At 60.3% G+C, this 23529-nt stretch carries 18 protein-coding genes and 1 tRNA gene; 7 read left to right on the forward strand and 12 right to left on the reverse strand.

Annotated elements, in window-relative coordinates; all coding sequences use genetic code 11:
- Positions 1 to 116: 116 nt before the first annotated feature.
- From CKW38_RS16400 to gnd, 3 genes are read right to left on the reverse strand one after another with little or no spacing between them, the layout of a single operon-like run.
- Positions 117 to 938, reverse strand: coding sequence for an HAD family hydrolase (locus tag CKW38_RS16400; RefSeq protein ID WP_095113271.1), 822 nt, complete (start codon positions 936 to 938; stop codon positions 117 to 119).
- Positions 935 to 2458 (reverse strand): glucose-6-phosphate dehydrogenase, encoded by a 1524-nt coding sequence (gene zwf / locus CKW38_RS16405; RefSeq protein ID WP_095113272.1) that lies wholly within the window; start codon positions 2456 to 2458, stop codon positions 935 to 937. Before zwf ends, CKW38_RS16400 begins: the two co-directional genes overlap by 4 nt.
- Positions 2455 to 3435 (reverse strand): phosphogluconate dehydrogenase (NAD(+)-dependent, decarboxylating), encoded by a 981-nt coding sequence (gnd, locus tag CKW38_RS16410; protein ID WP_007914838.1) that lies wholly within the window; start codon positions 3433 to 3435, stop codon positions 2455 to 2457. The genes zwf and gnd overlap by 4 nt, the downstream gene beginning before the upstream one ends.
- Positions 3436 to 3707: 272 nt before the next feature.
- Here gnd and CKW38_RS16415 point away from each other — a divergent pair, with 272 nt between their 5' ends.
- The 3 genes from CKW38_RS16415 (at position 3708) to CKW38_RS16425 (ending at position 6681) form a co-directional block, all read left to right on the forward strand.
- The gene (locus tag CKW38_RS16415) at positions 3708 to 3890 is read left to right on the forward strand and encodes a DUF6026 family protein (RefSeq protein WP_007914840.1); all 183 of its coding nucleotides are present in this window, start codon (positions 3708 to 3710) and stop codon (positions 3888 to 3890) included.
- Positions 3891 to 4101: 211 nt separating this feature from the next.
- On the forward strand, positions 4102 to 5850 hold the full coding sequence (locus CKW38_RS16420) for a phosphoethanolamine transferase CptA (RefSeq protein ID WP_007914842.1): 1749 nt from the start codon (positions 4102 to 4104) through the stop codon (positions 5848 to 5850).
- 471 nt (positions 5851 to 6321) lie between these two features.
- Positions 6322 to 6681: a DUF6124 family protein gene (locus tag CKW38_RS16425; RefSeq protein WP_095113273.1), complete on the forward strand. Its 360-nt coding sequence runs from the start codon at positions 6322 to 6324 to the stop codon at positions 6679 to 6681.
- 276 nt (positions 6682 to 6957) lie between these two features.
- Here the strand turns inward: CKW38_RS16425 and CKW38_RS16430 are convergent.
- The 7 genes from CKW38_RS16430 to fdnG form a co-directional block, all read right to left on the reverse strand.
- Positions 6958 to 7053: transfer RNA gene (locus CKW38_RS16430), tRNA-Sec, on the reverse strand.
- 6 nt (positions 7054 to 7059) lie between these two features.
- Positions 7060 to 8976, reverse strand: coding sequence for a selenocysteine-specific translation elongation factor (gene selB, locus CKW38_RS16435; protein ID WP_095113274.1), 1917 nt, complete (start codon positions 8974 to 8976; stop codon positions 7060 to 7062).
- Positions 8973 to 10376 carry an L-seryl-tRNA(Sec) selenium transferase gene (gene selA / locus CKW38_RS16440; RefSeq protein WP_176472344.1) on the reverse strand — a complete coding sequence of 468 codons (1404 nt, stop codon included), beginning with the start codon at positions 10374 to 10376 and terminating at the stop codon, positions 8973 to 8975. Before selA ends, selB begins: the two co-directional genes overlap by 4 nt.
- Positions 10377 to 10421: 45 nt before the next feature.
- Complete coding sequence (fdhE, locus tag CKW38_RS16445) at positions 10422 to 11348, reverse strand: formate dehydrogenase accessory protein FdhE (RefSeq protein WP_095113276.1); 927 nt, start codon at positions 11346 to 11348, stop codon at positions 10422 to 10424.
- A gap of 3 nt (positions 11349 to 11351) precedes the next feature.
- On the reverse strand, positions 11352 to 12017 hold the full coding sequence (locus tag CKW38_RS16450) for a formate dehydrogenase subunit gamma (protein ID WP_007914853.1): 666 nt from the start codon (positions 12015 to 12017) through the stop codon (positions 11352 to 11354).
- Positions 12014 to 12949: a formate dehydrogenase subunit beta gene (gene fdxH, locus CKW38_RS16455; protein WP_008082738.1), complete on the reverse strand. Its 936-nt coding sequence runs from the start codon at positions 12947 to 12949 to the stop codon at positions 12014 to 12016. Before fdxH ends, CKW38_RS16450 begins: the two co-directional genes overlap by 4 nt.
- A 14-nt stretch (positions 12950 to 12963) precedes the next feature.
- Entirely contained in the window at positions 12964 to 16029 is a 3066-nt protein-coding gene (fdnG, locus tag CKW38_RS16460) for a formate dehydrogenase-N subunit alpha (protein ID WP_141232669.1), read from the reverse strand.
- A 334-nt stretch (positions 16030 to 16363) separates the two neighbouring features.
- On the opposite strand from fdnG, the gene CKW38_RS16470 reads away from it, so the two are divergent.
- The 4 genes from CKW38_RS16470 to CKW38_RS16485 all read left to right on the forward strand — a co-directional run bounded on the left by CKW38_RS16470 (position 16364) and on the right by CKW38_RS16485 (position 20571).
- Positions 16364 to 17518: a MalY/PatB family protein gene (locus CKW38_RS16470; RefSeq protein ID WP_095113278.1), complete on the forward strand. Its 1155-nt coding sequence runs from the start codon at positions 16364 to 16366 to the stop codon at positions 17516 to 17518.
- A gap of 207 nt (positions 17519 to 17725) precedes the next feature.
- A complete protein-coding gene (locus CKW38_RS16475; RefSeq protein WP_095113279.1) occupies positions 17726 to 18583 on the forward strand; it encodes a glucose 1-dehydrogenase in 858 nt (285 codons plus the stop codon).
- A gap of 160 nt (positions 18584 to 18743) precedes the next feature.
- Positions 18744 to 20087, forward strand: coding sequence for a sodium:proton antiporter (locus CKW38_RS16480; protein WP_095113280.1), 1344 nt, complete (start codon positions 18744 to 18746; stop codon positions 20085 to 20087).
- 187 nt (positions 20088 to 20274) lie between these two features.
- A complete protein-coding gene (locus CKW38_RS16485) occupies positions 20275 to 20571 on the forward strand; it encodes a hypothetical protein (protein WP_095113281.1) in 297 nt (98 codons plus the stop codon).
- Between the two features lie 421 nt (positions 20572 to 20992).
- Here CKW38_RS16485 and CKW38_RS16490 read toward each other — a convergent pair whose 3' ends face one another.
- Positions 20993 to 21529 (reverse strand): hypothetical protein, encoded by a 537-nt coding sequence (locus CKW38_RS16490; protein WP_007914867.1) that lies wholly within the window; start codon positions 21527 to 21529, stop codon positions 20993 to 20995.
- A gap of 56 nt (positions 21530 to 21585) precedes the next feature.
- Complete coding sequence (locus CKW38_RS16495; RefSeq protein ID WP_095113282.1) at positions 21586 to 23526, reverse strand: PAS domain-containing sensor histidine kinase; 1941 nt, start codon at positions 23524 to 23526, stop codon at positions 21586 to 21588.
- Between the last annotated feature and the right edge of the window lie 3 nt (positions 23527 to 23529).

Below are 23529 nucleotides of genomic sequence, written 5' to 3' on the forward strand. Positions count from 1 at the left end.
GCGTAAAAACTGTAGGAGTGAGCCTGCTCGCGATAGCGGTGTGTCAGCCCAGGAAATGGTGACTGATGCATTGCTATCGCGAGCAGGCTCACTCCTACATTTGGTTTTGCGTGCTTTCAGTGAGGGAGGATGTATTTCTCGATGGCCTGGGCGACGCCGTCTTCGGTGTTCGGCGCGGTGACCACGTCAGCCTGACGCTTTACCGCCTCCTCCGCCTGCCCCATGGCAATCGACAATCCCGCGCAATGAAACATCGCCGGGTCGTTGCCGCCATCACCGATGGCCGCTGTCTGTTCCAGTGGAATCCCGAGATGCGCGGCCAGGGTCGCCAGTGCGGTGCCTTTGTTGGCCTCCAGCGCCGTGACATCGAGATACACCGGTTGCGAGCGTGACACTTGTGCCATGCCATTGACTTTGGGCAACAGGCGCGCCTCCAGTTCAATCAACAGTTCAGTGTTGTTACTGGTCGCGACAATCTTGTCGATACGCTCCAGATAGGGCTCGAAACTCTCCACCACCACCGGCGGATAACCGAGGCCATGCTGTTCGCGCGGCACCATCGGCCCGTGCGGATCCTTGAGCAGCCAGTCACCGCCGCTGAACACCCAGATTTCGACATCAGGCTGATCGGCGAACGTTGCCAGGGCAATCAGCGCCGTCGTCGCCGGCAGGTAATGCGCAACCAGCAAACTGCCATCCGGATTGACGATGGTTCCACCGTTGAACGCCGCTGTCGGCAGATCAACGCCCAGGGCTTCGATCTGCTGCAACATGGCCTTCGGTGGTCTGCCCGTGGCGAGGCTGAACAACACGCCGGCCTCGCGCAGCGAGCGCACCGCGTCAATGGTGCGCTGACTCAAACTGTGATCGGGCAGCAACAGTGTGCCGTCCATGTCGCTGAGCAGAAAACGGACAGGTTGTTTCGGCAATTCACTCATCCCAGGCCATGCCAGACGCGACCATCGCGAGTCAGCAGATCTTCGGCAGCCTGCGGGCCGTCTTCACCGGCGGCGTAGGTCTGCACACTTGCATCCTGCTGCCAGGCATCAAGGAACGGTTGCACCGCACGCCAGCCATTCTCGATGTTGTCAGCACGCTGGAACAGCGTCTGATCGCCGGTCAGGCAGTCGTAGATCAGCGTTTCGTAACCGGTCGACGGCTGCATCTCGAAAAAGTCCTTGTAGGCAAAACCCAGTTCGATGTTGGCCATGTTCAACGCCGGCCCCGGCCGTTTAGCCAGCAGGTCGAACCACATGCCTTCGTTCGGCTGGATCTGAATACGCAGGTAGGTCGGCTGTAATTCGTCGACTTCGGTGTCACGGAATTGCGCGTACGGCGCCGGTTTGAAGCAGATGACGATCTCGGTGTCGCGCACGCTCATGCGTTTGCCGGTGCGCAGGTAGAACGGCACGCCGACCCAGCGCCAGTTGTCGATCATCACCTTGAGTGCGACGTAGGTTTCTGTGTTGCTGTCAGGCGAAACGTTGGCCTCCTGGCGATAGCCGTTCAGCGACTTGCCATCGACTTCGCCGGCGCTGTACTGGCCACGAACCGAGTTGGCCCGTGCCTCTTCAGTTGTCCAGGGACGAATCGCGCCAACCACTTTGGCCTTCTCACCGCGAACCGCGTCGGCGCCGAATGCCGCCGGCGGCTCCATGGCTACCATGGCGAGCAACTGGAACAGGTGATTGGGCACCATGTCACGCAGGGCGCCGGTGTGCTCGTAAAAGCTGCCACGGGTTTCGACACCGACGGTTTCAGCTGCAGTGATCTGCACGTGGTCGATGTAGTGATTGTTCCAGAAGGCTTCGAAGAGGCTGTTGGAGAACCGGCTGACCAGAATGTTCTGCACGGTTTCCTTGCCCAGATAATGGTCGATCCGATAGATCTGCTTCTCGGACATCACCTTGAGCAAACAGGCGTTCAACGCTTCGGCAGTTTGCAGATCGGAGCCGAAGGGCTTCTCGATCACCACTCTTCTGAACGCTTCGGGGGTTTCTTCGAGCAGTTTCGCGGCGCCCAGTCGGCGCACTACTTCACTGAAGAAACGCGGCGCGGTGGCCAGGTAGAACACCGCATTGCCGGTGCCACTGTCGGCGATTTTCGCCGCCAGCGCGGAATAAGTGCTGTCGTCCAGGAAGTCGCCCTGGACGTAGCTGATACCTTTGGCGAGCTTGGCCCACAAGGCCGGATCCAGCATCTGATCGCCCTTGCCGACTTTTGCCGCCACTTCGGTACGGATGAAGTCTTCGAGCTTCTGCGCGAAGGCCTCATCGGTAATGGCGTTGTGGTCAACGCCAACGATCCGCAGATTTTCGTCAAGCAAGCCGTCGCGACTGAGGTTGTACAGCGCCGGCATCAGCAAGCGCTTGACCAGGTCGCCGTGGGCACCGAACAGAAACAGCGTGGTCGGTGGTGCGGGTTCTGCCTTGGATTTTCTGCGGATCGTATGGGTCATTTCTTCGGTGTCTCCACGTGGCCGCCGAAGCCGAAGCGCTGGGCCGAAAGAATCTTGTCGCCAAAGGTGCCCTGGCCGCGCGAGCGGTAGCGCGAGAACAGCGAGTTCGACAGCACCGGTACCGGCACCGCTTGTTCCATGGCCGCTTCGATGGTCCATTGACCTTCGCCGCTGTCGGCAACAGAGCCGGAGAAGCCGTCGAGTTTCGGATCGCTGGCCAGTGCATCAGCGGTCAGGTCGAGCAACCACGAGGACACCACGCTGCCACGACGCCAGACCTCGGCGATGTCAGCCACGTTCAGATCAAAACGCTGATCTTCCGGCAGGCGCTCGCTGGATTTGGTCTTGAGGATGTCGAAGCCCTCGGCGAACGCGGCCATCATGCCGTACTCGATACCGTTGTGAATCATCTTCACAAAGTGCCCAGCACCGGCGGGCCCCGCATGAATGTAGCCATGTTCGGCGCGGTGGTCGTCGGACTTGCGATCCTTGGTGCGCGGGATGTCACCCATGCCCGGCGCCAGTGCGGCGAACAACGGGTCGAGGCGCTGCACGGTTTCAGCGTCGCCGCCGATCATCATGCAATAGCCGCGCTCCAGGCCCCAGACGCCGCCGGAAGTACCGACGTCGATGTAGTGCAGGCCCTTTTCGGCCAGGGTCTTGGCCCGACGAATGTCATCCTTATAGTTGGTGTTGCCGCCGTCGATGATGGTATCGCCGGCTTCGAGCAAAGTGCTCAGGGTGTTGATGGTGTCTTCGGTTGGCGCGCCGGCCGGCAGCATGACCCAGACCGCACGCGGTTTGGCCAGGCCGGCAACCAGTGCCGGCAAGTCGGCGACGCCGGTGGAGCCCTCGGCGACCAGGTTATCGATGAAAGCGGTATTGCGGTCGTAAACAACGGTGGTGTGACCGTTGAGCATCAGACGTCGCGCAATATTGCCGCCCATGCGGCCCAGTCCAATAATCCCGAGTTGCATGTGCTGATGCTCCTTACTACAAATAAATGTGTGTCATTGGTTATAGCCCAACGCGACTGATGGAGGTTAGTCCAGAGCGTTGCGATGAAGTTTCCGGGCATTGTGCCCGAATCAGACTGATAACGCCCCGAAACGTGGCGAAGACACACCGACCATGAAAAATAAAAAAGTTCCATTCACGGGCAAAAGAAATCAAAATCGGCGCCGATAGTAGATCAGTACCCCAAATGGGGACGACCTACAGTTGATGCACGCCATTTGCGAGGTGAGCAATGGGCACAGTACACACAGCAATGCCGCCACAAACCCTGTACGTGACAATCCGTCGCGATGAATTGCGTCAGTTGAAAGACGAACGCGACCAGTTGAAGCAGGAGCTGGCGCAGCTGCGCCTCTTGACCCAAGGTGTGCAACCGCAACCTTTGCCGGTCGTTCAGCGTCATCCCCACGCTTGATCCCCCGCCTGATTCGGGAACGGCCGCCGCTGTTCCCGACATGATGCATCGCTGCCCGCTTCTCTATAGATCAAAGGCAGCAACTCACAAACTTTTCACATTCTCTTCGTAATACTCCGCCCCATTCTGGCCGTACCTGCGCGTACGGCTTCCGTTCGTCGGCTTCATGGATGTTCCGGCGGTGGTTGTAACGAGTGAGCTGGAGCGCCGAATGGCATTGTTCAAACGCAGCAAAACGACTGCGACAGGTTTCGACTGGGCCGGTTTTCTCTGGCTGTTTGTATTCTTCTGGTACTTCTCGGGTATCACCCAACTGCTGATTCAGCTGACTGGCACCTCGGGCTTTACCGGGTTCCGTCAGGCGTTCGTCATGAGCGCGATCTGGCTGGCGCCGATGTTGCTGTTCCCCAAACGCACCAAACTGCTCGCCGCGATCATTGGCGTGGTGCTGTGGGCCTGCTCGATGGCCAGCCTGGGCTACTTCTTCATCTATGAGCAGGAATTCTCCCAGAGCGTCATCTTCATCATGTTCGAGTCGAACATCTCTGAAGCTGGCGAGTACATGACCCAGTACTTTGCCTGGTGGATGGTGCCGGCGTTCCTCGCCCATACCGCGTTCGCCTATTTCCTGTGGACACGCCTGCGCCCGGTGTACATGCCCCGAGGTCGTGCGCTGGTGGCGGCAACCGCGATCGTGATCGCTGTAGTCGGTTACCCGCTGGTCAAACAGACCCTGCGCATGGGCACCTTCGCCCAAGGCTTCGAAAAATTCGAAACCCGCATCGAGCCTGCAGTGCCTTGGCAAATGGTTGTCGCTTATCACCGTTATCAGGAAACCCTCGCCGACATGCAGGGCATGCTGCACAACGTGAGCAAGATCCCGCCACTGAAAAACCTTCAGGACGCCTCGGCCGATCAGCCGAAGACTCTGGTACTGGTCATCGGTGAATCGACCAACCGTCAGCGCATGAGCCTCTACGGCTATCAGCGCAACACCACGCCGGAACTGGACAAGCTCAAGGATCAACTGGCGGTGTTCGACAACGTCGTCACCCCGCGCCCGTACACCATCGAAGCGTTGCAGCAGGTGCTGACCTTCGCTGACGAAGAGCATCCGGATCTGTACCTGTCGACGCCGTCGCTGGTCAGCATGATGAAACAGGCCGGTTACAAGACCTTCTGGATCACCAATCAGCAGACCATGACCAAGCGCAACACCATGCTCACGACCTTCTCCGAGCAGGCCGACGAGCAGGTGTACCTGAACAACAACCGCAACCAGAACGCCGCGCAATACGATGGCGACGTGATCGAGCCGTTCAACAAGGCGCTGGCTGACGCGGCACCGCGCAAGCTGATCGTCGTGCATTTGCTCGGCACACACATGAGCTACCAGTACCGCTATCCGCCAACGTTCGACAAGTTTCAGGATCGCAACGGCGTGCCACCGGGTGTGCGTGACGACCAGGTACCGACCTACAACAGCTACGACAACGCCGTGCTGTACAACGACTTTGTCGTTTCGAGTCTGATCAAGGATTACGCCAAATCCGATCCGAACGGTTTCCTGTTGTACCTCTCCGACCACGGTGAAGACGTGTTCGACTCGGTGGGCCACAAGACCTTGGGCCGCAACGAAAACAAACCGACCGCGCCGATGTACACCATCCCGTTCATGGCCTGGGCTTCGCCGAAGTGGAAAGCCAGCCACGACTGGAACTTTGCCGGTGATCTGGATCGCCCGTACAGCAGCTCGCACCTCATCCATACCTGGGCCGACCTGGCCGGTTTGAGCTTCGATGAACTCGACCGCAGCAAGAGTCTGGTCAGCGACAGCTTCAAGGCGCGGCCATTGCTGATCGGCGACCCGTACCAGACCGAGCAGCGCGCGCTGATCGACTTCAGCCTGATGAAGCCGAAGAAACCCGATAACGCCGTCGCCGACGCGGCGGAGCAGTAACACCGAAGGGGCCTGAAACGGTCCCTTTTTCATGTCCACTGCTAGCGAAGGACTGATCGCCATAAACCAAAGGTGCCGATGTGCAGCAACTGGCCCACACGGCGGTGATGTGGTTGAGCGATGGCTGGATGTAGTTGCCATTTAAACTCCGGTGTTTAAAAGACACCTCCAGACACGCCTTCGAGGCTACACATCCTTGCGCCATTGCCTACAGCTACGCCAGAATCCGCCGGCTTGTGCGCTTTGGGGGCGGGTTCTATTGTGGGTCGGTCGCTGACGAATCAGCGATCGGGTTTAGCAGCTCGGCAATTTTCAAGGCACGCGAGTTTCGCCAGTACGTTATGGCGGCTATGCGTGGGGCACTTCGGTGCGCCGGGATCCTTGAGCCTGGTCTGCTAACCCGCGTACAGCCGCCACCCTATCCGTTTAGCAGCGATGGATGACGGCTCCATATCTCAAGGAGCTTTACCGATGATTAAACCAACACCCAACCCACCCGAAACCGACCTCGCCTCCCCCTACGAATCCCTCGATTCAAAAAAGCTCAACGACGCCGCCGAACGCGCGCTCGATCACTACCTCTGCCCACCCGGCTCTACCCCACCGCCACGCAAAACCCGCCGGATGTACGCCGTCACTGCGGACTTCAAAAACGAGGAACTGCTGGCCGATGCCAGCGAAACACTCGCCTCAGCCAGAACCATCGCTCATGACTTCGCCCACCTCATACCCGCGTCACAGCGCAGGACGCTGCTGGGTATCGCGCAACTGATCATGCTGGGTGAACTGGCGGTGAATCGAGTGATGGATAATCTGCAGTTGCCGCAGTAGCGGGCCTCTATGATCGTTCCCACGCTCTGCGTGGGAATGCCTCAACGGACGCTCCGCGTTCGGCTCTGGATGGGACGCAGAGCGTCCCTGGCTGCATTCCTTTACTGCGCGTGGGAATGATCAACATAAAAACCGTTGCCCCGTTTGAATCGTGACTAAACGGGGCCAGACCAGGTCTTTCAAGCATTCCGAACCAAAAGATCGCAGCCTTCGGCAGCTCCTACACCGGTCTATGTAGGAGCTGCCGAAGGCTGCGATCTTTTGATCTTGGCAAACTGGCGGAAGGCAGCCGGAGTCGAACCTGCCCGGGAACGGATGCCGTCCCCAACCGGGTTTGAAGCCCGGCCGCGCCACCGGGCGCGATTGCCTTCCTTGAACTCATTGTGCGTTGGCGTGGGCCAGCGCGTTGTCGGGGCGGATCTGGCGGGATTCGCCTATGCGTCGGGTCAGGCCGACGCGGTCGAAATATTCCAGATACTGAATGCAGCGTTTGCGACCCAAGCCTAGCGCATCACGGAAGGTTGTCACCTGGATCTGCGGATTTTCCCTGGCCAGTTGGAGCAACACGTTGGCCATTTGGCGCAGTTGCACGTCACTCAAGAACAGGTCGCGCACCACTTGATGCATCAGACCGAGCCGCGCCAGTTTGCGCAGCAGCAGGCGTACGACGGCGTCGTCCTGACCGAGCATTTTCGCGATGTCGCGCAGCCATGGCGGGTCGAAACCGGCCTGTTCGAACAACGGCTGCATTCCTAGCCAGAGGTTTTCGTCCTCGGCATTCAGGCGCACCTGATGATCCGGCAAATGCAGCCACGGTCCGCTTGCCTGAATCGATCCGGCGGTGAGCAATTCATCCAGCAAACTGACAAACGTCGAGCGTTCCAGTGCCAGACCGCTGAAGCGGCGCAGGCGATCACGATCCGGGCCCATCTGGTCGGGCTCCAGTTCATGGAACTGCGCGAGTTGTTCCAGCAGAGTGAATTTCAGCTGCGCCCAGCGCTGCACGTTAAACAGCAGCTGGCCTTGGCGCGTGTCGATCAGGCGTACGTTTTCCGCTAACGCCCACGTTGAGCGCGGACGATTGAACTGACGTTCGAGCCTCAGCGGGTCGAGACCGCCCGCACTGTAGTTGAGCAACACGGGCAGGACCTGTTCGAACTCGTCGCCCGAGACCAAGGAGCGCAATTGCGCTAGACGTTCCGGGCTACGACGCTGTCGCGCCGGGGCGAACGGGTCGAGGACCTGGCCGCCGCCCAAGGTGCGTTGTGCGCTCTGGTCGCGCAGGATCAGCCGATCACCTTTCACCGCGTGCACCGGCGCATTGATCAGCAGTTGCGCGAACATGCGCTCGCCGGGACTCAAGCGCGGGCCTTCGAGCAACGCCACCCGTGCAATCACATCCTGCGTGCCGAGGTGCACGTGCACCGGGTGGAAGTGTTCGAAGGTGCGTTCGCCGGGCAGCAGTTGAAAGTCGATGTCGACCCGTTGTGTCGGCGCGTGCAGCCAGTCGCTCAGCAGCCACTGGCCGCGATGGATCTGCGCCAGTTCAAGGCGTTCGCCGCTGAGGTTCAACGCCACTCGCTGGCCGGCAAAGGCCTGTTCGGCGGGTTGATTTTGGGCGTGCAAACCTCGCACCCGCACCGATTTCCCCGAAGGCCCGAGGATGAGCTTGTCGCCGACGGCAACCGTGCCCGACAACGCCGTCCCGGTCACCACAATGCCGGCACCGGTAACGCTGAACGCGCGGTCGATGGCCAAGCGAAAAGCGCCTTCACGACTGCGTTCGTGCACTTCGTTTTGCGTCTGCACCAGCAGCTCGCGCAAGGCCTCAACGCCCTGCCCGCTCAGGCTCGACACTGTCAGGATCGGCGCCTCGGCAAACGGCCCCGGAGCGAGCAGGTCCAGCACCTGCCGCTGCACCTCTTCCACCCTGCCCGCCTCGGCCCGGTCGCATTTGGTGATCGCCACCAAAGCGCGCGGGATGCCGAGCAATTCGACAATCGCCAGATGCTCGCGGGTCTGCGGCATCACGCCGTCATCGGCGGCAACTACCAGCAACACCAAGTCGATGCCTTGCGCGCCGGCGAGCATGTTGTGGGTGAATTTCTCGTGGCCGGGGACGTCGATAAACCCGGTCAGGCCGGCGCCGGGTGCGAGTTCGGCATAGAGATAGCCAAGGTCGATGGTCATCCCCCGCTCGCGCTCCTGCGGGCGGCGATCGCCGGTTTGTCCGGTCAGGACTTGCAGCAGCGAGGTCTTGCCGTGGTCGATGTGCCCCGCCGTGCCGACAATCACGAATCGACCTGCAACTGTGGCAACTGCGCGAGCCACGCCGGCTCATCGTCGAGTTGGCGCAGATCCAGCCACAGTGCATCGTCGTCGATACGCCCGAGCACCGGGATCGGCAATGCACGCAACGCCGCTTCCAGATTCAACAGGCAACGCCCGCGCAAACGCTTGGAGACTTGCGGGCGACAACACAACGCTGCACTCGGCAGACGCGCCACCGGTTGGCTGCCGCTGCCGATCATGCCCAAGGCGTGCACGGCGCTGATATGCCAGGTTTCCCCCAACACTTCAGCCAGCGCCGGTTGCAACCGTGCAGCCTGGGCGAAGATCTCAGCCTGCGGGCGAGTCAACAGACGCAAACTCGGCAGACGTTCAGCGAGGCGATCGGGATCACGATACAACCCGAGCACCGCTTCCAGCGCCGCCAAAGTCAACTTGTCCACCCGCAGCGCGCGTTTCAACGGGTTCTTCTTGATCTTCGCGATCAGCTCTTTACGCCCGACGATCAACCCGGCCTGCGGGCCACCGAGCAATTTGTCGCCGCTGAAAGTGACGATATCCGCGCCATCCAGCAGCGCCTGACGCACTGTCGGTTCGGCCGGTAACCCCCAACGGGTCAGATCCAGCAGGCTGCCGCTGCCCAGGTCTTCCAGCAACGGCAAGCCGTGTCGATGGGCCAGCTCGGCCAGTTCAGCAGTCGGCACCCGCGCGGTAAAACCTTCGATGCTGTAGTTGCTCGCATGCACACGCATGATCAAACCGCTGCGTGGGCTGATCGCCGCTTCGTAGTCGCGGGCATGGGTGCGATTGGTCGTGCCGACTTCGTGCAGACGCACACCGGCACGGGCCATGATGTCGGGAATGCGGAAGGCGCCGCCGATTTCGATCAGCTCGCCACGGGAAATGATGCCTTCCTTGCGCGCGCCCAGACTGTTGAGCGTCAGCAGCACGGCGGCGGCATTGTTGTTGACCACGGTAACGGCTTCGGCGCCGGTCAGTTCGCGGATCAGGCTTTCAATCAGATCATCACGATCACCGCGTTTGCCGCTGGCCAGATCGAACTCCAGATTGAGCGGATAACGTGCGGCCATTTGCACGGCGTCGATGGCTTCGTCCGGCAACAAGGCGCGGCCCAGATTGGTGTGCAGGACGGTGCCGGTAAGGTTGAAAACGCGGCGTACGTTGCTGCGCTGTTGCTGGGTCAGGCGTTCACCGACGCGGCCGGCAAGTACTTCGGGGCTGATTTCGACGGCTGACAATTGCCCGTTCAACACGCTGGAACGCAGTTCATCGAGCAACTGACGCAAACTCGCCAGCAGCGACTCACGGCCGTGACGCTCAAGTAAAGGCCCACACGCAGGATGACGCAACAGACCATCAATGGAAGGTAACCGCAGGGACATCAGCCACTCCTGGAGACAGATCACTGCGCCAGAGTGTAGACGCTCAGTTCATTCGTCTCCCGGTGCCAGCAACAGATTCGGTGCCAGCCGCTGATAACCGTCCTGCGCCAGGCGCATGTCCAGCAACAAACTGGTGAGATCCGCCGACAACGCCTCGGCATCTGCATCGTTTTCCAGATACACCAGTTTCAAATAGCTGTTACAACCCGGACAGACCTCCGCCCGCAGCGGTGCCTGATTTGCAGCGTGGCGATCGTCCTCGAGGCTCAGATAATCAAGCCCTTTGCTCGACTCGCAATACACGCACTTGACCCGCACCACATGCCATTCGCAGGCACACAGCGAACACACCAGATAACGCAAACCATTGTGCTTGCCGCGATGGCGAATGCCCCCGGCCATCGCCGGTGAACCGCACGCCGGGCATTGACTGAGGCTGTCACCGGGTTTGAGTTGCAGATTCGGCGCGCTTAGCAGCCAGTGACTCCAGGCCACTTGCAGCGCCGCACCGAGAAACGGCACCAGTTGCGCGGGCACCATTGTGTATTGGCCACTGACCAGCGCTACCGCCCACGCGCGTAACTGGCCCGAACTGGCGACCCGCAACGTCGTCACCGCATCAATGACGGCAGGTTGCTCAGCAGGTTCATAACGCTGTAGCAAAGCTTCAAGGTAAGCCTGCCAGCCCTCTTCGCGCACCAACGTATCGGCGGCAAACGGCGGCAAACCATGCTGCTGACAGGCTTCAATCCGTTGTTGATCGAACGGCGCCGTCAACGGCGGATCGTCGAAGACCTGCTGCTGCACCCGGCACAATCCGGCAATCAGTCGCAGGTATTCAGCCAGCGCATGCCCCTCGGCCAGTTGCTCCAGTCGATCAGCCCGCAGCGCAAACAGGTTCGAAGGCGGCAGATGCAGAAACGGCGGCGAACTCGCCGCCGCTTCAATTTCCCCAGGTTCCAGAATGGTTGGCAAGAGTCAGCCCTTTTTGGTGATCGGTCGTTCCGGCACATCCGGTTGGCGTTCGTCGCGGGTGATGTCGCGATACCAGAGTTCATGGTGTTTCCTGGCCCAGGCGCGGCTGACCCAGCCGTGCATCATTGCGTCCACCGAACCCTTGATCCACAGCCCGGCGTAGATGTGAATGATGATGCTCAGCACCAGAATAAACCCGGCCAGCGCATGCAGGAGCATCGCCCAGCGAATCACGGTGATGCCGAAATACGCACTGAACCAGGCGCGCCAGATCACCAGCCCGGTAAACAGCAAACCGAGCATGCACAGCAGTAAAGTCCAGAACAGCAGCTTCTGCCCGGCGTTGTATTTGCCCACCGGCGGCACGCTTTCTTCATCGTTGACCAGCACCCGGTCAATGCGGCGCATCCACTTGCCGTCGTTGCTGATGAAAAAGTTGGCGCGCCAGAAACTCAGCACCAGACCGAGGAAAAACACGAACATGGCGATGCCCATGTACGGATGCAGAATCCGCGTCCACGGCCCGCCGCCGAACAGGTTGCTGAGCCAGAACAACGACGGATGAAACAACGCCAGCCCGGACAGCCCGGCCATGAAAAACAGGATTGCCACCAGCCAGTGATTGGTGCGCTGGTTGGCGGTGTAACGCAGGATCGTCTTGTTGCTCATGGCCGGTCCTCCCCGCGTGGATCGAAGGTGTGCACTGCCGGATCGACGACGTGCACCGAGGTGTCGGGTGGTGTCGGGTGTTCATCCTCTTCCACCCGATTCGGGCCGATGCGCACGTAATGGAAGAACCCGGCCAGCACCGCGGCGCCCATGGCCAACAGGCCCAAGGGTTTGCTGATGCCTTTCCACAGGCCCACCAACGGGCTGATCGCCGGATCCTGCGGCAGATTGGCGTAGATCGTCGGCGTGTCGGCGTGGTGCAGCACGTACATCACATGCGTGCCGCCAACGCCTGCCGGGTCATACAGACCGGCATTCTCGAAGCCACGGCTTTTCAGGTCGACGATGCGTTCGGCAGCGTGTTCCTTCATGTCTTCCTTGGTGCCGAACACAATGGCCCCGGTCGGGCAGGTTTTCACGCAGGCCGGTTCCAGCCCTACCGCCACGCGATCGGAACACAAGGTGCACTTGTAGGCTTTGTGATCCTTCTGCGAAATGCGCGGAATGTTGAACGGGCAACCGGTGATGCAATAACCGCAACCGATGCAGTGATCCTGATCGAAATCGACGATGCCGTTAGCGTGTTTGATGATCGCGCCGGGGCTCGGGCACGCCGCCAGGCAACCGGGCTCGGCGCAGTGCATGCAGCCATCCTTGCGGATCAGCCACTCGAGGTTGCCGGCGTCGGTTTCATGCTCGGTGAAGCGCATCAACGTCCAGGTTTCGGCGCTCAGATCCTGCGGGTTGTCGTAGGTGCCGTGGTTGTGGCCGACCTCGTCGCGCAGCTCGTTCCATTCCGAGCAGGCGACCTGACAGGCCTTGCAGCCGATGCATTTGGTGGTGTCGATCAGCTTGGCCACCGCCTCCTGATTCCTCACCGATGGCGGCACCGTGGTAGTGGCCGAGCGGGCAATGATGTCTTGGCTGGCCATTTAAAGATTCTCCATTAGAGCTTCTCCACGTTGACCAGGAATGACTTGGATTCCGGGGTCTGTGTGTTGCCATCGCCGAGGAACGGCACCAAGGTGTTGGTCAGATAACCGTGACGCGTCAAACCGGTGAACCCCCAGTGCAGCGGGATGCCGATCTGATGCACGACCTGGCCGTTGACCTGCAACGGCCGGATCCTTTTCGTCACCACCGCCACCGCTTCGATAAAGCCGCGCTTGCAACTGACGCGTACGCGATCACCGGCAGCAATGCCCTTCTCTTTCGCCAGCACTTCGCCGATTTCGACGAACTGCTCCGGTTGAGCAATCGCGTTCAACTTGCAGTGCTTGCTCCAGAAGTGGAAATGCTCGGTCAACCGGTAACTGGTGCCGGCGTACGGGAAGTCCTTGGCCTCGCCGAGGGTTTCCCAGACCGAATCGAAGATCCGCGCCGCCGGGTTGCTGGTGGCTTTCTTGTTTTGCGGGTGCAGCGGGTTGATGCCGATCGGCGTTTCGAACGGCTCGTAGTGCTCGGGGAATGGCCCCTCGTTCATCTTGTCGACGGCGAAGAATCGCGCGACGCCTTCGGGGTTCATGATGAACGGGTTCATCCCGGCTTCCGGTGGTACGTCGGCCTTATAGTCCGGCACGTCGGTGCCGCCCCAGGCTTTGCCGTTCCACCACACCAGGCGTTTTTTCGGGTCCCACGGTTTGCCGGCGACATCTGCCGAAGCGCGGTTATAGAGAATCCGCCGGTTGGCCGGCCAGGCCCATGCCCAGCCCAAATGCTGATGCATGCCGAACGGATCGGCGTTGTCGCGGCGGGCCATCTGGTTGCCGGCCTCGGTCCAGCTGCCGGCGAAGATCCAGCAGCCAGACGCGGTGCTGCCGTCATCTTTGAGCAAGCCGAATCCGGCCAGTTGCGAGCCAGCCTTCACCGCAACGCCGGTGGCATCGGTGAAATCGGCGACAGCGCTGCCGTTGATTTCCTTGGCCAGCTCTTCCGGCGAAGGTTCGTCGGGGATCTTGTACGGCCACGTCAGTTTCAACAGCGGATCGGGGAATTTGCCGCCCTCGGCCTGATAACGCTTGCGCAGGCGCAGGAACAATTCGCTCATGATGCGGATGTCGGTCTGCGCCTCGCCCGGGCCATCGGCACCTTTCCAGTGCCATTGCAGCCAGCGACTGCTGTTGACCAGCGAGCCGTCCTCTTCGGCAAAACAAGTGGTCGGCAGGCGAATGACTTCGGTCTGGATCTCGGCGCTTTTCACGTCGTTGTAAGGCCCGACGTTGTGCCAGAACTCCGAAGTTTCGGTAGCCAGCGGGTCCATCACCACCAGCCATTTCAGCTTGGCCAGTGCGCCCATCACGCGGTTCTTGTCCGGTAGTGCCGCGATCGGATTGAAGCCTTGGCAGAAGTAGCCGTTGACCTTGCCCTGGCTCATCAGGTCGAACATCTTCAGGACGTCGTAGTTGGGGATGTCGAGTTTCGGCAAATGGTCGTAGCACCAATTGTTCTCGACGGTGGCGTTGGCGCCGTACCACGACTTCATCAGGCTGACGTGGAACTTGCTGTAGTTCTGCCAGTAGGAAAGCTGTCCGGGTCTAAGCGGAACCTGCGTGCGTTTGTGGATGAACTGGGCGTAATCCTGCTCCGTGTCGCTGCCCAGGGTCAGGTAGCCCGGCAGTGCGTTGGAGAGTAAGCCAAGGTCGGTCAGTCCCTGAATGTTCGAGTGGCCGCGCAAGGCATTGACGCCACCGCCTGGCATGCCGACGTTGCCCAACAGCAGTTGCACCATTGCCGCGCTGCGGATGATCTGCGCGCCGATCGAGTGCTGCGTCCAGCCGAGGGCGTAGAGAATCGTCATGGTCTTGCCCGGGATCGAGCAGGTGGCGATCTCTTCCCAGATTTTCTGCATGGCGTCGACCGGCATGCCGCAGATCTGGCTGGCGAGGTCGATGTTGTAGCGGCTGTAATGCTGCTTCATCAATTGATAGACGCAACGCGGATCCTGCAGGGTCGGGTCGACTCTGACGAAACCGTCCTCGCCCAGTTCGTAACCCCAGCCAGACTTGTCGGTGTAGCTGCGCTTGGCGACGTCGTAACCGCTGAAGATGCCGTCTTCGAAGCCATAGCCTGCTTTGACGATGAACGACACGTCGGTGTAGTTGCGCACGTATTCGTGCTGAATCTTGTCCTCGGTCAGCAGGTAATTGATCAAACCGCCCATGAAGGCGATGTCGGTGCCAGTGCGGATCGGCGCGTAATAGTCGGCCACCGAAGCGGTCCGGGTAAAACGCGGATCAACCACGATCAGCCGCGCAGCGTTGTGCGCCTTGGCCTCGGTCACCCATTTGAAGCCGCACGGATGCGCTTCTGCGGCGTTGCCACCCATCACCAGGATCAGATTCGCGTTGGCGATATCGGTCCAGGTATTGGTCATGGCACCACGGCCGTACGTCGGGGCAAGACTTGCCACCGTCGGGCCGTGTCAGACACGCGCCTGGTTATCGAACCCCAGCATGCCGAGACTGCGAATCACCTTCTGGGTGATGTAACCGGCTTCGTTGGACGCCGCCGACGCGGCGAGGAACCCGGTGCTCAGCCAGCGATTCACCGTTTGCCCGTTGGCATTTTTTTCGATGAAGTTGGCGTCGCGATCGGTCTTCATCAGGTCGGCGATGCGGTCGAGCGCTTCGTCCCAACTGATCCGCGTCCATTCACTGCTGCCCGGTTTGCGCGTTTGCGGGTAGAGCAAACGGCCGGGGCTGTGAATGAAGTCGAGCAGGCCTGCGCCTTTCGGGCAGAGGGTGCCGCGGTTGACCGGGTGGTCGGCGTCGCCCTCGATGTGAATGATGCTTTGCGCTACGTTCTTCGCGGTGTCGCCCTGGCTGTACATGATCAAACCGCAGCCGACCGAGCAATACGGGCAGGTGTTGCGGGTTTCATGGGTGTGGGCAAGCTTGAAGTGGCGCACCTGCTCGGCGAAGGCTGGCGTCGGGGCCATGCCCAACGCGCCCAGGCTCGAGCCTGCAAGGCCGATACCGGCGACCTTGAAGAACTGACGACGGCTGAGATCCATCGTGCACTCCTGATCAGGTGGAACCCGGTACTGCTGCCGGGTTTTATCTGGACAATCACGGTTGCGGCAAACGTCTGCCGACCTTTTCACTGTAGACAATGACCACACGATCTGTGTGAAAACCGACCGTCGGCCGTTTGTCGGCACTCCTGCTAACAACCGCAAACCCTGTGGGAGCTGGCTTGCCAGCGATGACGTCGGCTCCTCCAACAATGATGGTGACTGACCCACCGCTATCGCTGGCAAGCCAGCTCCCACAGGGTTTGAGTGTGTTTCCAAAGGGACATGGGTTTATCATGCCCGCAGGACCAATCCCGCCTTCACGAGACCGCGCATGACTTTCGATTTTGATCAGGTATTCGACCGCCACAACACCGGCAGCACCAAGTGGAGCCGCTATTCGGCCGATGTGTTGCCGATGTGGGTCGCTGATATGGATTTCGCCGCGCCACCGGTGGTGATCGAGGCATTGCAGCAACGTTTGCTGCATCCGCTGGTGGGTTACAGCGTGGCGCAGGACAACTTGCGTGAAGCCATCGTCGCCGACCTCTGGGCAAAGTTCGCCTGGAAGGTCAAACCGCAAGAGCTGATCTTCCTGCCGGGAGTCGAGTCGGGCTTCAACATGGCTTTGAAGGCGCTGGTGCAGCCGCAGCAGAACGTTGTGGTGCAAGTGCCAAACTACCCGCCGCTGCGCCACGCGCCGGGGCATTGGAGGTTGAACAAGGTCGAGCTGGAATTCGTCGCGCAGGCTGACGGCACTTACCTGACGCCGCTGGACGTGTTGCGTGAATCGCTGAACGGTGGCGGCGCGCTGCTGCTGAGCAACCCGCACAACCCGATCGGCAAGGTGTTTGGCCGTGAGGAACTGCAAGCGGTGGCGGATATCTGCGCGGCGCAGGACGCCTGGATCATCTCCGACGAAATCCACGCCGAACTGTGCTTCGACGGTCGCGTGCACATTCCGACCGCGTCGCTGAGCACGGAGATCGCCGAGCGCACCATCACCCTGATGTCGGCGAGCAAGGCGTACAACATTGCCGGCCTGAAGACCTCGTTCATGATCATCCAGAACACCGCCCTGCGCGAACGCGTCAACCACGCCCGTTGCGGCATGGTCGACAGCGTCAATCCGCTGGGCATGGAAGCCACGCGCGTGGCTTACAGCGAAGGTGGACCGTGGCTGGCCGAGCTGAAAACCTACCTGCAAGCCAATCGCGACTGGCTGGTTGAAGCGGTGCGCAGCCGCTTGCCTGGCGTGACCATCAACGTGCCGCAGGGCACCTATCTGGCCTGGCTGGATTGCTCGGCGCTGGACCTGGACAACCCGCAGCAGTTCTTCCTCGAGCAGGGCAAAGTCGGGCTGAGCCCGGGTCTGGACTTCGGCGATCAACACCAGCAGTTCGTACGCCTGAACTTTGGCTGCCCGCGCTCGTTGCTTGAAAAAGGCATCGCCCGCATGGAGCGTGCCCTGACTCAGCGCAACACCTGAAAACACCACTAAACCCTGTGGGAGCTGGCTTGCCAGCGATAGCGGTCTGACATTCAACATTAATGTCGACTGATACATTGCTATCGCTGGCAAGCCAGCTCCCCAGGTTCTTTATTCAGTCTGAAGACCTGCGTAAATCCGATCGAACTCACGGCAAACACACCGGGTCAACCGCCCATACCTGCCCTGAGACCTCGGAGACCCGCGATGACCGACTATCCAAAACCACCCTTCCCCGCACAAGCCCAAGCCGTGCCCGGCGCGCAAGGCAAAATGCAGCCCTACCCCGACTGCGGCGAGCAAAGCTACGTCGGCTCCGGGCGGCTGGCCGGCAAGATCGCCCTGATCACCGGCGCCGACAGCGGCATCGGCCGCGCCGTGGCAATTGCCTTCGCCCGTGAAGGCGCCGATGTTGCCGTCGCCTACTTGAATGAACATGAAGACGCCAAAGAAACCGCGCGCTGGGTCGAACAAGCCGGGCGCCAATGCCTGCTGTTGCCGGGCGACATCGCGCAAAAAGCCCATTGCCAGGCCTTGGTCGAAAAGACCGTTGAACGCTTCGGCCGCATCGATGTGCTGGTCAACAACGCCGCGTTCCAGATGACCCACGAAACCTTCGAAGAAATCCCCGACGAGGAATGGGTGATGACCTTCGACGTCAACATCACCGCAATCTTCCGCTTGTGTCAGGCCGCGATCAAACATATGCGTGCCGGCGCGTCGATCATCAACACCAGTTCGATCAACTCGGACATGCCCAAACCCACCCTGCTCGCCTACGCCACCACCAAAGGCGCGATTGCCAACTTCACCGGCGGTCTGGCGCAGATGCTCGGGCCGAAAGAGATTCGCGTGAACTGCGTGGCACCGGGGCCGATCTGGACGCCGTTGATTGTCTCGACCATGCCCGATGAAGAAGTGCAGAACTTCGGCGGCAACACCCCGCTCGGCCGCCCCGGGCAACCGGTTGAAGTGGCGCCGATCTACGTGCTGCTGGCCTCGGACGAAGCCAGTTACATCACCGGCCAGCGCTATGGCGTGACCGGTGGTAAACCGATGCTGTGAGTAAACGCACTGTAGGAGCTGCCGAAGGCTGCGATCTTTTGATTAGGATGTTAAAAACAAGGTCAAAGGATCGCAGCCTGCGGCAGCTCCTACAGGGGCGGCGTCAGAAGCTAAAGGGTCTCTGCGGGCGGCCGTCATTAATCACTGAGGGCGGCAGATCATGAGTTTTATCGTGTGGGTGGCGGTGCTTGGCGCCGTGCTGTTGACCCTGGCACTGACGTCGTCGTACCTGCGCTGGATGCCGGTCACCACCTCGGCGGTTTGTCTGCTGCTGGGGATCGGCATCGGCCCCAGTGGCCTCGATCTGTTGAAACTGTCCTTGGAAAATGCCTCGCTGTGGATGGAACACCTGACGGAAGTCGCGGTGCTCTTCTCCCTGTTCGTCTGCGGCCTGAAGCTGCGCCTGCCGCTGCGTGACAAACGTTGGCGAATCGCCTTTGGCCTCGCCGGGCCAGTGATGGTGCTGACCATCGCCGGAGTTTGTCTGCTGCTGCATTTTGCATTGCGTTTGCCGTGGGGGCCGTCGCTGTTGATCGGCGCGATTCTGGCGCCGACCGATCCGGTGCTGGCGGCGCTGGTGCAGGTCAACGATGCGCGGGATGTCGACAGCGTGCGTTTCGGCCTGTCGGGTGAGGCCGGGCTCAATGACGGTGTGGCCTTTCCGTTTGTGATTCTCGGCTTGTTGTTGATCCACGGCGATGGCTCTGCCGCCGAGTGGCAGGGTTGGGTCTTGCGCAGCTTGTTGTGGGCGGTGCCCGCAGGATTGCTCACCGGTTACTGGATGGGGCGCGGTATCGGTCGGGTGACGCTTTCGCTACGTATCCGCAATGACGACAGCACGCTCAGTCCGAATGACTATCTGGCGTTGTCACTGATCGCCTTGGCCTATGTCGTCGCCGAGGCGATTGGCGGCTATGGCTTTCTGTCGGTGTTTGCTGCCGGGCTGGGCCTGCGTCAGGTCGAAGTGAAATCCACCGGCGCAGGGCAGCCACCCGCCGAGCATCTGGTGCAACCAGTGGTCGGCCACCAGAACGTCGAGCCGCAGCACGCGGTGCACGGCGACACTGAACGGCTGGAGAGTGACCAGGTCGCCGCCGGCATCATGATGGGCGACATGCTGTCATTCGGCGGTCTGGTCGAGCGCGCCATGGAAGTGTTTCTGGTAACCCTGCTCGGCGTGGTGCTAGTGGCGCATTGGGATTGGCGGGCGTTACTGGTGGGCGGCGTGCTGTTCTGCCTGATCCGCCCGGCCTGCGTTGCGTTGATGCCTTGGGGCGCATTGCTGGAGGGACGCCAACGGCTGTTGATTGGTTGGTTCGGCATTCGCGGGATCGGTAGCCTGTTCTATCTGTTTTACGGCTTGAATCACGGGCTGACCGATAGCGTCGCCACCTTGTGTACCGACCTGACCTTGTCGGTGGTGGCGCTGAGCATTTTGTTGCATGGCATCAGCACACAACCGATCCTCGCTCGCTATGAGCAGCACAAGAAACAAAAATCCTGATTTTTAATCCCGAGTTTTATCGACTAATTGATCGAACATTTTTCTGTAAAAAAATGGATCCCTGCTTAATCACCGGCAGTCACAAGCATAACCCCTCGCCGGATACGTCCGGCGAGGCCCGGCAGGTTCGGTTCCCCTGCGGCGCTACGCCTATGAAACGGAATCCTTGAAGAAAAAGGTCACGGTCATGAAAGAATGCTCGACTCCTGCGCAAATCAAGGCTTGCAGAGCACTGGCTCTGGAACGTAATCGTCAATTGTTCGATAACGCCCACACCCTCAATCGAGCGGCCAATGCGCTGCTTGAGGTTGAACATCTGGACATCGAACAATTCGAGCACTACCGAGCGCTGCGCAAGAAAGCCGATTTGATGTTTGAAGATGCCATCGACCATTTGTGTGTCTTGAACGAGGACTTCCCGCCGATTCCGATGTCTTCGCAAAACTCGATGGCGCTGCGTCGAGAGCTTGAAACTGTGGAGTGAGGCAGAAAAGCCCCTCACCCTAGCCCTCTCCCAGAGGGAGAGGGAACTGACCGAGGTGAATGGTCGGGAAACGCCGACTTGAAGTACCGAGTCGAACGCGGATTATTGAATACGACGAGGACCGGCTCACTACGGTGCAAACCTTGACATCCCCTCACCCTAGCCCTCTCCCAGAGGGAGAGGGAACTGACCGAGGTGGATGGTTGAGGTACGCCGACCTGAGATTCCGAGTTGAACGCGGACTTTGGCCTGAGGTACCGAGCCGAACGCAGATTTTGAACAGCACAAAAATCTGCTCCCTTCCCCCTCGCCCCCTTGGGGGAGAGGGCTGGGGTGAGGGGGATCGATCTGAATGGCAACACAAAATCCAAGCGAATGAAAAAGCCCGGCCACATAGGCCGGGCTCTTCTAGAGCTGCCCATCACCCCCCAGGATTGGTCACCTGAATAAACACCGCATAACTCCCCAGCAACACCCAAAACGTCGCAAAAATCCACGGCGTGCGTACCGAAAACAGCAGCGACTTGCGATAACCCTTGTGGCTCGACTCCATCTCGCTGAACAGCGGCGACTCGTCATACGCCAGGCCCATCAGCGGTTCGCTGTGGAGCAAGTGGCTCTGCTTGAAATGCCAGTGATCGATGATGTCGTACGCCGCGCGAATCCCCGGCCAGGCGTTCAGCGAGCTAAGCAACCCGAGGAGTGCCAGAAACGGTGGCACCACCAGCGTGAACAACTTGCCCCACTCCGGGTTGAGGTTGGCCATGCAGGACGCAAAGGCGATCACCAGAAACGATTGCGCCGCCAGATAGGCGTCGGTGCGGTTGGCGAGGATGCTGGTTTCGTACTGGATCTCCCGCCGATAGAAATCCAGCCGTTCCTTGGGTGAGCCGAACATTTTGGCGTTATGTTCGGTCAGAGTTTCTTCAGCAGTGGGCTCGGTCAGTATGCGAGACAAAAAGTGCATGCTCCGGGGTGGGGAAAACCTTTAGAAGTCCCCGTTGGCGCGCAAGTTCAGACGGATTGACCGACGTTTTTTTTCATCGACTGAGCAATGATTGCCACCAGATTCATTTGCGTGAACGGCTTGGGCAGCCGTGGCAGTTGCGCGGCAAAACCTTCCAGACGCTCGGCGTAACCGGTGGCCAGGATGATCGGCAGGTCCGGTTTGAGCACGCGCACGGCATGTGCCAGTTGTGCGCCGCTCATCTGCGGCATGGCCATGTCGGTGATCATCAGGTCGATAACTTCGCCCTGATCGAACAACGCCAGCGCCTGCGCACCGGACGTCGCACTGACCACCCGATGGCCAAGGTCTTCGAGCAGCAGACTGGTGCTGGTCAACACCAGCGAATCGTCATCCACGACCAGCACGCTCAGTCTCGGCACCACCACCGGCTCGGCGTGAGGCAGCGGCGGCTTGTTGGCCATGCCCGCAACGGCCACCGGAATCCACAGTTCCGCCGTAGTGCCTTGGGCCTTTGCACTCTTGAGGATGAAACGGCCACCGAGTTGCTCCATGAAGCCGTGGACCATCGACAGGCCCAGTCCGGTGCCCTTGCCCAGCCCTTTGGTGGTGAAGAACGGATCTCTGGCCGACGCCAGCGTGTGCTCATCCATGCCCTCCCCGCTGTCGATTACGCTGAGGCAGACATAACGCCCCGCTGGCAGGTCCGAATGCCCCAGCTCAAGCACCACTTGCGGTTCGGCAGTGATGCTCACCGTACCTCCATCTCGCATGGCGTCGCGGGCGTTGGTTGCCAGGTTAAGCAACGCCAACTCCAACTGATTGGTGTCGGCCAGCACCGGCTCGATATCTTCGGGAAACCGCGTATCGATACGAATGCCCGGCCCGAGGGAGCTACGCAGCAACCCGGTGATGCCCTGAACCAATTGCGCAATATCCACCGACTCGGTCTTCAGTTCCTGACGGCGAGCGAACGCCAGCATGCGCTGGGTCAGCGACACACCGCGCAATGCGCCCTGAGTGGCGTTTTCCAGCAGGCGGCTGATTTTCGGATCATCGCCCACGCGTTTGTGCACGATCTCGAGGTTACCGAGAATCACCGTCAGCAGATTATTAAAGTCATGGGCAACGCCGCCGCTGAGTTGGCCGATGGCCTGCATCTTCTGCGCCTGGAACAGCGCTTCACGGGTTTTCTCCAGCGCTTGCTGCGCCAGGTGGGCCTCGGTGATGTCGCGGGTGATTTTGGCGAAACCGAGCAACGTGCCGGTGTCACCACGAATCGCATCGACCACCACATGAGCGAGAAACCGCGTGCCGTCCTTGCGCATGCGCCAGCTCTTGTTTTCAAAGCGGCCTTCGCGGGTGGCGATTTCCAGCGCCCGCTGCGGCTCGCCGAGTTCGCGATCTTCAGGGGTATAAAAGATCGAAAAATGCTGGCCGATGATTTCTTCCGGCAGATAGCCCTTGATTCGCTGCGCGCCCTGGTTCCAGTTGCTGACCCGGCCTTCGGGACTGAGCATGTAGATCGCATAATCAGTGACGCCCTGCACCAGCAAACGGAACTGCTGTTCGCTTTGCTTGAGGGTTTCCTCGGCCATCTTGCGGTCGGTCAGGTCGCGGGTGATCTTGGCGAAGCCGAGCAGCTTGCCGTCGGGATCAATGATCGGATCGATCACCACGTGCGACCAGAAGTTGGTGCCATCCTTGCGCACCCGCCAGCCCTCGCCTTCGAAGCGCCCTTCACGAATCGCGGTATCGAGCGCCCGTTGCGGCAGACCGGCGGCGCGATCCTCAGCGGTATAAAAGCGGGAGAAATGTTCGCCGAGGATTTCCGCCTCTTCATAACCCTTGAAGCGTTTGGCGCCGGAATTCCAACTGGTGATGATGCCGTCGGGATCGATCATGTAGATCGCATAGTCGACCACCGCATCGATCAATAGACGAAAACGCATCTCTTCGATCGCCGCGGTCTTGTTTTTCTCGCTCATCAC

Source organism: Pseudomonas sp. Irchel 3H7 (assembly GCF_900187605.1).
Taxonomy (GTDB): Bacteria; Pseudomonadota; Gammaproteobacteria; order Pseudomonadales; family Pseudomonadaceae; genus Aquipseudomonas.